Origin of the sequence: Constrictibacter sp. MBR-5 (assembly GCF_040549485.1) — a bacterium.
In the GTDB taxonomy this organism is placed as follows: Bacteria; Pseudomonadota; Alphaproteobacteria; order JAJUGE01; family JAJUGE01; genus Constrictibacter.
Map to the genome: position 1 here is coordinate 715186 of NZ_JBEPTK010000001.1, position 12015 is coordinate 727200.

The 12015-nt window shown below is 69.5% G+C and carries 16 protein-coding genes; 8 read left to right on the plus strand and 8 right to left on the minus strand.

What is annotated here, in order from left to right:
• Positions 1-15: 15 nt before the first annotated feature.
• The 8 genes from ffh to ABIE65_RS03455 all read right to left on the minus strand — a co-directional run bounded on the left by ffh (position 16) and on the right by ABIE65_RS03455 (position 7028).
• Complete coding sequence (ffh, locus tag ABIE65_RS03420; RefSeq protein WP_354075507.1) at positions 16-1431, minus strand: signal recognition particle protein; 1416 nt, start codon at positions 1429-1431, stop codon at positions 16-18.
• A 224-nt stretch (positions 1432-1655) separates the two neighbouring features.
• Entirely contained in the window at positions 1656-2768 is a 1113-nt protein-coding gene (locus tag ABIE65_RS03425; RefSeq protein ID WP_354075508.1) for an endonuclease/exonuclease/phosphatase family protein, read from the minus strand.
• Positions 2769-2865: 97 nt separating this feature from the next.
• Entirely contained in the window at positions 2866-3231 is a 366-nt protein-coding gene (queD, locus tag ABIE65_RS03430) for a 6-carboxytetrahydropterin synthase QueD (protein WP_354075509.1), read from the minus strand.
• A gap of 26 nt (positions 3232-3257) precedes the next feature.
• Entirely contained in the window at positions 3258-3890 is a 633-nt protein-coding gene (queE, locus tag ABIE65_RS03435) for a 7-carboxy-7-deazaguanine synthase (RefSeq protein WP_354075510.1), read from the minus strand.
• Between the two features lie 109 nt (positions 3891-3999).
• A complete protein-coding gene (locus tag ABIE65_RS03440) occupies positions 4000-5205 on the minus strand; it encodes a CaiB/BaiF CoA transferase family protein (RefSeq protein WP_354075512.1) in 1206 nt (401 codons plus the stop codon).
• Between the two features lie 76 nt (positions 5206-5281).
• Positions 5282-5674 (minus strand): hypothetical protein, encoded by a 393-nt coding sequence (locus ABIE65_RS03445; protein WP_354075513.1) that lies wholly within the window; start codon positions 5672-5674, stop codon positions 5282-5284.
• Between the two features lie 18 nt (positions 5675-5692).
• Positions 5693-6235, minus strand: coding sequence for a glycine/sarcosine/betaine reductase selenoprotein B family protein (locus tag ABIE65_RS03450; protein ID WP_354075515.1), 543 nt, complete (start codon positions 6233-6235; stop codon positions 5693-5695).
• Between the two features lie 163 nt (positions 6236-6398).
• The gene (locus tag ABIE65_RS03455; protein ID WP_354075516.1) at positions 6399-7028 is read right to left on the minus strand and encodes a S24 family peptidase; all 630 of its coding nucleotides are present in this window, start codon (positions 7026-7028) and stop codon (positions 6399-6401) included.
• An 84-nt stretch (positions 7029-7112) separates the two neighbouring features.
• Here ABIE65_RS03455 and ABIE65_RS03460 point away from each other — a divergent pair, with 84 nt between their 5' ends.
• From ABIE65_RS03460 to ABIE65_RS03495, 8 genes are all read left to right on the plus strand, one after another.
• On the plus strand, positions 7113-7478 hold the full coding sequence (locus ABIE65_RS03460) for a hypothetical protein (RefSeq protein ID WP_354075517.1): 366 nt from the start codon (positions 7113-7115) through the stop codon (positions 7476-7478).
• The gene (locus ABIE65_RS03465; protein ID WP_354075518.1) at positions 7475-7882 is read left to right on the plus strand and encodes a hypothetical protein; all 408 of its coding nucleotides are present in this window, start codon (positions 7475-7477) and stop codon (positions 7880-7882) included. Before ABIE65_RS03460 ends, ABIE65_RS03465 begins: the two co-directional genes overlap by 4 nt.
• Before the next feature lie 122 nt (positions 7883-8004).
• Positions 8005-8205 carry a hypothetical protein gene (locus ABIE65_RS03470; RefSeq protein ID WP_354075519.1) on the plus strand — a complete coding sequence of 67 codons (201 nt, stop codon included), beginning with the start codon at positions 8005-8007 and terminating at the stop codon, positions 8203-8205.
• A gap of 1 nt (position 8206) precedes the next feature.
• On the plus strand, positions 8207-9739 hold the full coding sequence (locus ABIE65_RS03475) for a portal protein (protein ID WP_354075520.1): 1533 nt from the start codon (positions 8207-8209) through the stop codon (positions 9737-9739).
• Positions 9726-9926 (plus strand): Bbp19 family protein, encoded by a 201-nt coding sequence (locus ABIE65_RS03480; RefSeq protein ID WP_354075521.1) that lies wholly within the window; start codon positions 9726-9728, stop codon positions 9924-9926. Before ABIE65_RS03475 ends, ABIE65_RS03480 begins: the two co-directional genes overlap by 14 nt.
• Positions 9927-9971: 45 nt before the next feature.
• Positions 9972-10679 (plus strand): capsid assembly protein, encoded by a 708-nt coding sequence (locus ABIE65_RS03485; RefSeq protein WP_354075523.1) that lies wholly within the window; start codon positions 9972-9974, stop codon positions 10677-10679.
• A 41-nt stretch (positions 10680-10720) separates the two neighbouring features.
• A complete protein-coding gene (locus ABIE65_RS03490) occupies positions 10721-11539 on the plus strand; it encodes a phage capsid protein (protein ID WP_354075524.1) in 819 nt (272 codons plus the stop codon).
• A 208-nt stretch (positions 11540-11747) separates the two neighbouring features.
• On the plus strand, positions 11748-11987 hold the full coding sequence (locus ABIE65_RS03495) for a hypothetical protein (protein ID WP_354075526.1): 240 nt from the start codon (positions 11748-11750) through the stop codon (positions 11985-11987).
• Positions 11988-12015: the final 28 nt, after the last annotated feature.

Here is a 12015-nt window from a genome sequence, read left to right on the forward strand (position 1 = left end):
CACTAAAGATGACACCTAGCGCATCCCGCGCGGCCCGAAGGGACCGCCCTGGCCGCCGGGACCGCCCATTCCCCCCATGCCGCCGCCGCCCATCAGGCCGCCGAGGCCGGAGCGCATGAGGGATGTCTTGTCCATCTTGCCGACCTTCTTCATCACCGACTGCATCTGCTGGAACTGCTTCAGCAGGCGGTTGACCTCCTGGACGGTCGAGCCGGAGCCGGCGGCGATGCGCTGCTTGCGCGACGCCTTGATGAGGTCGGGCCGGGCGCGTTCCTTCTTGGTCATCGACAGGATGATCGCTTCCTGGCGGCCGATCATCTTCTCGTCGATGTTGGCGCCGGCGAGCTGCTTCTGCATTTTGCCGACGCCCGGCAGCATCTTCATGATGCCGCCCAGGCCGCCCATCTTCTTCACCTGCCGCAGCTGCGAAAGCATGTCTTCAAGGTCCATCTGACCTTTCTGCATCTTCCGCGCGAGCTTCTCGGCGTCTTCCTGCTCGATCGTCTCGGCGGCGCGCTCGACCAGGCTGACGACGTCGCCCATGCCGAGGATGCGGCCGGCGATGCGGTCGGGATGGAACGCCTCGATGGCGTCCATCTTCTCGCCGACGCCGAGGAACTTCAGCGGCTTGCCGGTCACGGCGCGCATCGACAGCGCCGCACCGCCGCGCGCGTCGCCGTCGACGCGGGTCAGCATGATGCCGGTGACGCCGATCCGCTCGTTGAAGGCCTTGGCGACGTTGACCGCATCCTGGCCGGTCATCGCGTCGGCGACCAGCAGCGTCTCGTGCGGATTGATCGCGTCACGGACGGCGATCGCCTCCTGCATCATCTTCTCGTCGATGCCGAGGCGGCCGGCGGTGTCGACGAAGACCACGTCGTAGCCCTCGCGCCGGCCCGTCTCCATGGCGCGCCGGGCGATCGCCACCGGCAGTTCGCCGAAGACGACGGGCAGCGTGGCCACGCCGATCTGGCGGCCGATCTGCGCCAGCTGTTCCTGGGCGGCGGGACGGTGGATGTCCACCGACGCCATCAGGACCTTCTTCTTCTCGCGGTCCTTCAGGCGGAGCGCGATCTTGCCGGTCGAGGTCGTCTTGCCCGAGCCCTGCAGGCCCACCATCAGGATCGGCACCGGTGCCGCGGCACGCAGGCTGAGGTCCTGGGGATCCTTGCCGAGGAACTCGACCAGATGGTCGTGGACGATCTTGACGACCTGCTGGCCCGGCGTGACCGAGCGCAACACCTGCTGGCCGACCGCCTTGGAGCGGACCTGGTCGATGAAGTCCTTGACGACGGGCAGCGCCACGTCGGCCTCGAGCAGCGCCACGCGCACCTCGCGCAGCGCCGCGTCGACGTCGCTCTCGGAGAGCGAGCCGCGCCGGCGCAGCTTGTCGAAGACGCCGGTCAGCCGTTCCTGAAGGCTCTCGAACACGCGGTTACTCCCATGCCTGCACGATGATGGAACCGGGCCAAACGGCAACGAGCCGGTGCGCGAACACTCGCGGACCGGCGTCCCCCATGGGGCCTGGCTACTCCAAAGCTGGCGAAGCGGTGCGGAATGTAGGCGGACGGCGCCCGGAAAGCAACCGCGGTGCGGTGCGGCGCCGTCCTCCTCCCACGCGTCGGCGGGACCGCACCCTTAAGGCCGCGGACAAACTAGATATCGAGATCCGCCCAAAGCGCCGCATGGTCGGAGGCGGCCTCACGCGGGCGGCCAAGCTCCGGATAGACATCCCAGCGCTTCGGCCGCGATCCCGGCCACATGCCGCGGCGGAAGACGCCGGCGGCGCGGACCTTCTCGAAGAGCTTCGGCGACAGGAGCATGTAGTCGATCTTGTCGCCCGCGTTGCAGAGGCCGAAGGTCCCCGGGTAGCCGCCGTCGGCGAACGCCGGGTGCTCGAATATGTCCGTGAGCGATGTGCAGGTCAGCAAAGGCCGCAGCGGGGCGCTGTCCGGCGTATCGTTGAAATCGCCGACGACGGCAATGTCGTCGATGCCCGCTTCGATCAGACGCTCGTAGATCTCCGCCACCCGCTCGGCCTGGGCCTTGCGTCGCGCGTCCGAACGCGCCTTCCCGCCATAGCCCTTGCTCTTGAAGTGGTTGACGAGGACGACGAGCCGCCCGCCCCCCGGCGTCGCGACTTCGAATTCCGGACAGTCGCGCGAGAAGACCGGCGAGCCGTTCGGCAGGCGATCGTCGACATGGCTTCGCATCCGGCCGATCGGGAAGCCATCGCGGCTCATCAGGCCGACATCGATGCCGCGCTCGTCGTTTCCATCGATCAGCATCACGTGCCTGAACGGCGTCCCGTCGAGCGCCGGCAGGATTTCAGTGTTGAAAGCCGCCAGAACCGGCCGGCTCTCCGCTTCGACGACCGCCAGCACGTCGGCCTCGATGTCGATCATCGCCCGGGCGGTGTTGCGCATCGCATGATCGTCTATCGGCTCGTCGCGCAGTTCGAGCGATCCCACCCAGTCGGCGCGGCCGTCGGCCACGATCTCGACCCCGCCGTCGCGCGGGCGCCGGACCAGTCCGCCGCGATTGCGCCGGAGAATGACGAACTTGCCGGTGTCGGAACGCTCCAGGCCGAGATCGGCCATCAGCGCGGCCATCCGTGCCTTGTCGGCGGAGCCGTACTCGATCTGACCGAGCAGGGCGTTCAGTGCCGCGAAGTTCTCGAGAACGGGTCGGCCTTCTTCCCAGCTGCCCAGGTTCATCGCCTTGGCGCGGTCGAACAGGTTCTCGACGTTATAGACCGCCAGCCGCATGGCGCATCTCCCGTGCGCCGTTGCAGCAGGGGCGCACCTCTCGTACGGCCATTCTAGCAGGCGATTGTCACAGCCATGCTACCGGTCGCCGATACCGCTACGCCTGCACAGTACCCGCATACTCCGCCCAGCACATCGGCGTCTCGTAGACGCGCACCGCGGCAAGCAGCGGCAGCCTCGGGCGGGCGCGGTCCCAGATCCAGGCGGCGATGTGTTCCGCCGTCGGATTTTCCAGGCCCTCGACCTCGTTGAGCGTGTGATGGTCGAGGGTGCGGAGGAGCGGGGCGAAGGCCTCCTCGATGTCGAAGAAGTCGGCGACGAAGCCCGTGTGCGGGTCGACCGGCCCTTCGAGCACCAGTTCCACGCGATAGGAATGGCCGTGCATGCGGTGGCAGCGGTGCGTCGGCGGCACGTTGGGCAGGCGGTGCGCGGCCTCGAAGGTGAAGGCCTGAACGATCTTCATGGGGCGATCTTCATGGATACGGACGGTCAGGGAATGCCAATGAGCTTGTGCGTCTGCAGGCCGAGCCGCCAGTGCGGGTGCGCCATGCAGTAGGCGGTGGCGGCGACGGTGTTGGCCGCGCGGTCCGGCCCGTCCATCGGCTGGATCCAGAAATGCCGGAAATCCATCCCGGCGAACTGCGCCGGATCGATGCCCTCCTGCGGGAAGACCAGCTTCAGCTCGTCGCCGGCGGTCAGGCGCAGCGGCGCCCCGGCCTTGGGGCTGACGCAGATCCAGTCGAGCCCCTCGGGCGGGTCCTGGGTGCCGTTGGTCTCGACCGCGCTCTCGAAGCCGCGGGCGCGCACGATGCGCAGCAGGTCCGTATCGAGCTGCAACAGCGGCTCGCCGCCGGTGAAGACGATGAAGCGGCGCTCACGGTCCGGTCCCCACGCCGCCTCGATGGCGTCGGCCAGCGCCGCCGCGTCGGCGAAGCGACCGCCGCCCTCGCCGTCCGTGCCGACGAAATCGGTGTCGCAGAAGCGGCAGACGGCGCCGGCGCGGTCCTTCTCGCGGCCGGACCAGAGATTGCAGCCGGAGAAGCGGCAGAACACCGCGGCACGGCCCGCCTGGCCGCCCTCGCCCTGCAGCGTCTTGAAGATCTCCTTGACCGCGTAAGACATCCGCTCCTCTCCGGCCGCCGCCCCCGCCGATGCGGGGGACATGCGCGGCAGCCAGAGCAAATAGTGGGCCGGAGCGGAAATGTCCCGGCCGGCGTGCCCTATACGGCGGTCAGATCACGCCGTCGGCGGCGAGCCTGGCGAGATCGGCGTCGGACATCTTCAGCAGGCCGCCATAGATCTCGGCGTTGTGCCGGCCGAGCGGCGGGCCGGCATGGGCGATGCGGCCGGGTGTGTCCATCAGCTTCGGCACGACGCCGGGCATGACGATGTCGCCCTCCTCCTCGTCATGGACCGTGACGAGGTTGTTGCGCGCCGCATAGTGCGGATCGGTCGAGATGTCGGTCGCGGTGTAGATGCCGCCGAACGGCACATTGGCACCGACGAGACGGTTCTCGATGTCGGCGAAGTCACGGCCGGCGATCCAGTCGGCGAGCAGCTGTTCCAGTTCGTCGGCACGGGCGATGCGGGCGCGGCTCTTGGCGTAGCGCTCGTCGCTCGCCAGTTCCGGCATGTCCATCGCCGTCACCAGCCGCTCGAACACCTTGTCGCCGCCGGCGGCGATCTGGACGTAGCGGCCGTCGCGCGTCAGGAAGGTGCCGGCCGGTGCGAAGGTCGGGTTGCGGTTGCCGATGCGCTCGCGATCCTCGCCGGTGCGGGCCTGCTTCGTCACCATGTCGGCGGTGATGCGGAACGGCGCCTCGTAGAGACCGAGGTCGATCATCTGGCCCACGCCGCCACCCTGGGCGTCGCGCTGATAGAGCGCGAACATGGTCGCCAGCGCGCCGAAGGTGCCGGTGTTGTAGTCGGCCGTCGGGAAAGCCGGCCGCACCGGATAGCGGTCCGGGAAACCGGTCGGGTACATGTAGCCGGAGAAGCCCAGCGCGATGCGGTCGTAGCCCGAGCGCTTCGAATAGGGGCCCGTCTGCCCGTAGCCGGAAACCCGCACCATGATCAGCCGCGGGTTGATCGCGTGCAGCGCCTCCCACCCGAGGCCCCAGCGGTCGAGCGTGCCGGGGGTGAAGTTCTCGATCAGCACGTCGGACTGCCGGACCAGCTCCTTCAGGATGTCCTGGCCCTCCTTCACGCGCATGTTGAGCGTGACGGACTTCTTGTTGCGGCCCTCGACCAGCCAGTTCTCCGAGCGCGAGGCCTTGCCGTTCTGCGGCGTGCCGCGCAGCGCGTCGCCGATGCCCGGCTGCTCGACCTTGATGATCTCGGCGCCGAAGTCGCCCAGCATGGTGGCCCCGAACGGGCCGGCGATCAGCGTCCCGACATCCAGCACCCGGATCCCGGCCAAAGGTAGCGTCGCGCTCACTCACGTCCCTCCTGAACATGCCCCGTTCCCGCGGCGGCGGCAGCATGCCGGCCACCGCGGGAACCGAGGGTCGTCGTTATCCGGTTTGGTCTTTCGCGACGCCGTCGGCCACGCGCCGCTGGCGGGCGACCTCCTTGATCGCGTCGTTCTCACGGCGCCGCCGTTCGATCTCCTCCGGCGACATCTGGCTGATATTGCTGAAGTCGAGTTTCCAGTCGGGGCTCTCGCTCCAGCGCAGCGGCGACTGCACCGTCGTCCGCGGCCCCGGCGCCGACTCCAGCACCTTCAGCGCCAGTTCCATGGTGAAGGCCTGGGACGCCTCGTCGTTCGGCCGTCCCGCGGGATTGCCCAGCGGGAAGTCGCTGAACAGGAAGCGCGGAACGCCCACCCGTTCGACGATGTCCTTGGCGCATCCCATGATCACCGTCGGGATGCCGTTCGCTTCCAAATGCCGTGCGATCAGACTCACGGTCTGATGACACACCGGTCAATTGGCGAGCAGGACCGCGGCGTCCGATCCGTCGGCGCGCACGCGCTCCAGGATCTCGACGCAGTCCTGTTCGATGGTGGTCTGCTGGCTGCGATTTGTCGGCGCCCCGTGGAAGCGCGGCGCCAGCGAACCGATCCGCCCCTCCGCCCGCAGGCGGCGCAGCTGCTTCAGCGGAAACCAGGTCCGCATGTCTTCCTGGGTCGTGTGGATGCGGTCGATGCCGATGTGCGAGATGCGCAGGTCGGGATCGCCGTCGGTGCTGTCCGAATAGACCCGGTAGAACTTGGCGGCGGCGTTGTAGGCCGAGCGCGGACCCTGGTCGCCCTTGTCGGGTTGGTACGGGGCCGCGGTGGTGATGAGCGCCAGGCTGCTCTCGGCGAGCGGCTTCTTCAGCGGCGTGAACGGCACGTCCGAATAGCGCGCCCACTGGTACGGCTTGCCGTAGCCGAGGGTCACGTAATAGGTGCTGATCCGTTCGATATACGGAATCGGCGCGTCGTGATCGACGGCGAATTCCAGGCTGTCCATCTTGTCCGTCATGCGGGACCTCTCGATCGGTCGACGATCGACGGCGATCGCGGTAGCGGCCCTGGGCCGCCGCCGGAAGGCCGACGTGCATCGCCGATGAGGAAACTCCCGAACCGCCCGCTTGTCCACTACCCCCCGACGGTGGCGGGCGTCGTCGTCCCGAAGGCAGGCGGCGCTACTGGCTCGCCCAGACGATGCGGGCCATCCAGGCGATCTGCTCGGGCGCCAGGGTGCGGTCTTCGTATTCGGGATTGAGCGAGTGGAGTTCGACGCGCTTGGCGGTGCGGCGGACCAGTTCCTTGGCCATCACCTCGCCGTCGACGGTCTTCACCACCACCCGGTCGCCGCGGCGGATGCTGGAGTTCGGCGAGACGACGACCATGTCGCCGTCGCGATAGACCGGTTTCATGCTGTCGCCGCTGACCGTCAGGGCATAGGCGTTCGGGTCGCTGACGTCGGGGAACGAGATCTCGTCCCAGCCGCTGCCGACCGGGTAGCCGGCGTCGTCGAAGAAGCCCGCCGCCCCCGCCTGGGTGTGGCCGATCACCGGAATGCGCTGCAGGCTGTTGCCCTCGGCGCGGATGATGTCGGCCAGGAACTCGCCCATCGTCGTGCCGGTCGCGGCCAGCACCTTCGACACGCTTTCCGTCGACGGCCAGCGCAGCTTGCCGTCGCGCGTCGTGCGCTTGCTCTTGTTGAAGGTCGTCGCGTCGAGTCCCGCCCGCTTGGCCAGCCCCGAGGGGGACATGCCCTTGCGCTTGGCGAGATTGTCGATGGCGGTCCAGACGTCGGCGTGTCGCAGCATGGGAACAATGTCACACATTTTTTCTTGACGGTCCGTAGGCAAAAATTCATAAGAACAAAACCGGAACTTAATAGGAGAAGATTCATGCCATCCCCGCGACTGATCCCCGTTTCCGGCGGCTGGGCCGAGGGCGAGCCGTTCGGCAATGCGGCCGAGGCCTGGTTCTGGTGTGTCGCCGGCGAGACGGCGCGCCTGGAGGGCGCGCGGCCCCGCGCCGGCTGCGCCGAAACGATCCGGCCGTGCGAGACGGCGGACATCCTGCGCAGCGTCGACCGCCTCTACCGGGCGCGCACGCTGCTCCCCGCGCACCTGAAGGTGCTGGTCCATTTCGGCCGGCGCTTCACCGCGCCGGACGGCACCTCGCGGCCACAGCGCCGCTCCGCCCGCCTCTGGGACGAGGCGCTGGCGCGACTCGAACCGGTCCTCCGCAGCAAGGGAATCGTGGCATGAGCCGCCGCCCCGATCCCACCCGCCCGGGCCAGCGCGAACGGGCGCTGGTCGCCTTCGCCGACGAGACCCGGCTGAAGCGGTTGCTGCCGCTGCGCCCCGGCTTCCGGCACTGCTTCGTTCTGCTGGAACGGCGCGGCGCCGCGGTCCTGGTCGATCCGCTCTCGGACCGCATGGCGGTCGAGGTGTTCCCCGGCATGACGCTGGAAGACGCGGCCGAGCGGTGGCGCGATGCGGGCTTCACCGTGGTCGGAGCGAGGGTCCGGGAGCCCGGCGGGCCGGCGCCGGCGGCACCGCTGACCTGCGTCGAGGTGGTCAAGCGCACGCTGGGCATCCACGCCCGCGGCATCCTGACGCCGCACCGGCTGTACCAGACCTTGGAGGAAGAAAAAGAATATTTTCCTTGACATGCCGAGACGCCTGGATCATATTCCCTTTCAACGAGCCACACCCGCGCCCGCCGGTCCCCACCGGCGGGCGCTTCGCGTTTCCGGGCCCCGCATCGGCCCACTAGAGGAGCGACACGAGCATGGGCGGACTCTTCTCGAGCCCCAAGATCCCCGACCCGGAGCCGATTCCCGACACCGCCGCGGAGAACGAGCAGCGCGAGCGCGAACGCTTGCTGCTGCGCCGGCTGCGCGGCCGCGCCGGCCTGATCGAGACGGGGCCGCGCGGCCTGCTGCGCACCGAGGACAGCGCGCCCGGCCGGCGCAGCCTGCTGGGCCAGTGAGATGGCGTCCGAACCGGACTCCGACACGACACGCGCCGATGCGCTGATCCGGCGCTTCGCCGCGGCCCGCGACCGACGCTGCCAGTGGGAATCGCACTGGCGCGACTGTTTCGAACAGGTGATGCCGCACCGCACGCGCCTGGAGGGTCCCGGCGCCAAGTCGGCCGACCGCCTGTTCGACGGCACTGCGCCCGACGCGGTCGAGCAGCTGGCGGCCAGCCTGGTGGCGGAACTGACGCCGCCCTGGTCGCGCTGGTTCGGCCTGGCCCCCGGTCCCGACCTGACGCCGGAGGAGGCCGCCGCGGTGGCGGCACCGCTCGACCGCGCGGCGGAGACGCTGCAGCGGCATTTCGACCGGTCGAACTTCGCGACCGAGATGCAGCAGGCCTATCTCGACCTGGTGACGGCCGGCACGGCGTCGCTGCTCTTCGAGGAGGCGCAGCCGGGCGAGCAATCGGCCTTCCGCTTCACGGCGGTGCCGATCGAGGACGTCGTCCTGGAGGAAGGACCGTCCGGTGCGCTCGACCGGACCTTCCGGCGCGCCGAACTGACCGCCGCACAGATCCGGGCACGCTTCCCCAGTGCCGACCTGCCCGATCCCGAAGAGGGCGACGCCGCCGATGCGCGGCACGCCCTGCTGGAAACGGTCGAACCCGAGAAGGGCGGCTATCTCTGGTCGGCCGTGCTCGAAGCCTCCGCCGACGGCGAGGCTCGGCTCCTCGGCGAAGGCCGGTTCACCGCCTCGCCTTTCCTCAACTTCCGCTGGCTGAAGGCGCCGGGCGAGGTCTACGGCCGCTCGCCGGTGATGAAGGCGCTGCCGGACATCAAGACCGCCAACAAGGTCGTCGAGCTGATCCTGAAGAACGCCTCGATCGCCGTCACCGGCATCTGGCAGGCCGATGACGACGGCGTGCTCAACCCGGCGACGGTGCGCCTCGTCCCCGGCGCCATCATCCCGAAGGCGCAGGGCTCGGCCGGCCTGACCCCGCTGGCCGCCCCCGGCAGGTTCGACGTGTCGCAGCTGGTGCTCGACGACCTGCGCGCTCGCATTCGCCACGCCCTGCTGGTCGACCGGTTGGGGCCGGTGGACGCGCCGCGCATGACGGCGACCGAGGTTCTGCAGCGCTCCGCGGAGATGGCGCGGGTGCTTGGCGCCACCTACGGCCGGCTGCAGTCGGAGCTGCTGTCGCCGCTGGTGACGCGTGGCCTGGCCTTGCTGCGCCGGCGCGGCGAGGTGCCCGACATCGTCATCGACGGCCGCACGGTAACGCTCGAATACCGCTCGCCGCTGGCGATGATCCAGGCCGAGGCGGAGGTGCGGGCGACGCTGATGTGGCTGGAAGCGACGGCGACGCTCGGACCGGACGCCGCATCGGTGGTCGACGGCGCGGCCACCGCGCGCTGGATCGGCCGCCGCCTCGGGGTACCGGCAGAGCTGATGCGGGAAACCGGTTCGCCGGCCGAAGCCGCACCGGGCGCCGCCGTACAATTGCCGGCGGAACTGCTGGCGGGGATGGCCGATGTCCTCGGATGAGGTGGCGCGGGCCTTCGCCTGCACCTTCGCCGGGCCGCACGGCGCGACCGCCCTCGCCCATCTGCGCGCCGTCACCATCGACCGCCGCCTCGGCCCCGAGGCGAGCGAAGCCCTGCTGCGCTTCGTCGAGGGCCAGCGCGCCCTCGTCGCCACCATCGAGGCGCTGATCGCCCGGGGCCGCGGGTAGGCCATCGCTCGACGCCAGCGCTCCGACCTTCTCGAAAGGACCACCATGAACGAAAGCAGCTTCGAACCGGCGCCTGCGGCGCCGGAATACACCCACACGCCCGCCAACGCGCCCATGGACGCGCCCGCAGCCCCTGCACGGCCGGAGCACGTTCCCGAACCCTTCTGGGACGCTCAGGCCGGCCAGGTGCGGGTCGACGACCTCGCCCGCGCCTATGCCGAGCTGGCCGGTGCCGAACGGCCGCCCGCGTCCGCCGACGCGTACGACTTCGCCGTGCCGGAAGCGCTCGGCGCCGGCGATCCGCAAGTGAACCGCCGCCTGCACGCCGCCGGTTTCACCAACGCCCAGGCGAAGCTGGTCTACGACCTCGCCGCCGAGGTGCTGGTGCCGCTGGTCGGCGGCGACGCGGCCGAGCGCGAGGCGCAGCGCGACACCGAGCGCCTGGCCCAGGCCTTCGGCGGCGAGACGCGCTGGCGCGAGGCGTCGCGCCAGATGCTCGCCTGGGGCAAGGCGCACCTGAAACCGGAACTGCTCCAGGCGCTGTCGACGACCTACGAGGGCGTGATGGCGCTGAAGCAGATGATGGCGTCGGGCGAACCCGGCGTCCTCGGCGGCGGTGCGACCCAGCCGCCCGAGGACGAGGACGCGCTGCGGTCCCTGATGCGCGACCCGCGCTACTGGCGCGACCGCGACCCGAAACTGGTCAACCACGTCGAAGAGGGCTTCCGCCGGCTGTTCGGCGACGCGCGCTGACGGGCCTCGGCGTTCAAGAGAACAAAAGGAGATCAAACCGCATGTCGACCTCGATCGATCAGGCGTTCGTCAAGCATTTCCAGGCGGACGTCCACATGGCCTATCAGCGGATGGGCTCGAAGCTGCGCCAGACCGTGCGCTCGAAGGGCAACATCAAGGGCAGTTCGACCACCTTCCAGCGCGTCGGCGCCGGCACCGCCGCCACCAAGTCGCGCCACGGCCAGATCCCGGTGATGAACCTGAACCACACGCCGGTGGAGTGCTTCCTCTACGACTATTACGCCGGCGACTGGGTCGACCGGCTGGACGACATCAAGGTGAAGTCCGACGAGCGCCAGGTCATCGCCAACGCCGGCGCCTACGCCCTCGGCCGCAAGACCGACGAACTCATCATCAAGCAGCTGGACACGTCGACGAACTATGCCGGCGGTGCCGCCGATGGCCTGACCAAGGCGAAGGTGCTGGCGGCGTTCGAGGCGCTGGGCGGCGCCGACGTGCCGGACGACGGCCAGCGCTACGCCGTCATCGGCTGGAAGCAGTGGAGCCAACTGCTCGACATCGAGGAGTTCGCCAATGCCGACTATGTCGGCGCCGACGAACTGCCCTGGCGCAGCACCCAGGCGAAGCGCTGGCTCGGCACGCTGTGGATGCCGCATTCCGGGCTGACGCTGACCGGCTCGGTCCGCTCCTGCCACTGGTACCACAAGACCGCGATCGGCCACGCCTCGGGCGCCGACGTGAAGAGCGACATCACCTGGCACGGCGACCGCGCCGCCTGGTTCGTCGCCAACTCGATGAGCCAGGGCGCCGTGATCGTCGACCCCGCGGGCGTCGTGACGCTGCGCTGCCTGGAGAGCTGAGGGCTCTTTCCGCTCCCCGTGCTTCGAGACGCGCCCTGTCGGGCGCTCCTCAGCACGAGGGCCTGCCAAACCCACCAGACCAGTAGGACCGCCTCATGCTGAGGAGCGGCGCGCAGCGACGCGTCTCGAAGCACGGGGCGGTCCGGCCCCACGGCCGCAGGCGGGGCGAGCGCCGCCCCTACGCACGCACCACCAAAAGGAACTTCCCATGGCCTTCCAGTCCAGGAACCTCTCGGTCATCGCCTACGCCAACGGCTTCACCCTCTGGCAGTACGGCAGCGGCGCCGATGCGCTCGCGGCGATCACGGCCTCCGGCTACTTCAACGAGGCTGCCCCCATGCTGCGCGTCGCCGACCTGATCGTCATCGCCGACAGCGCCGGCTCGGCCGGCATCCGCCGGGTCGCGACGAACGCCGGCGGCACGGTGACCGTCGCGGCGACGGCCTGACGCATTCCCCTCCCCGACAGGAGCATCC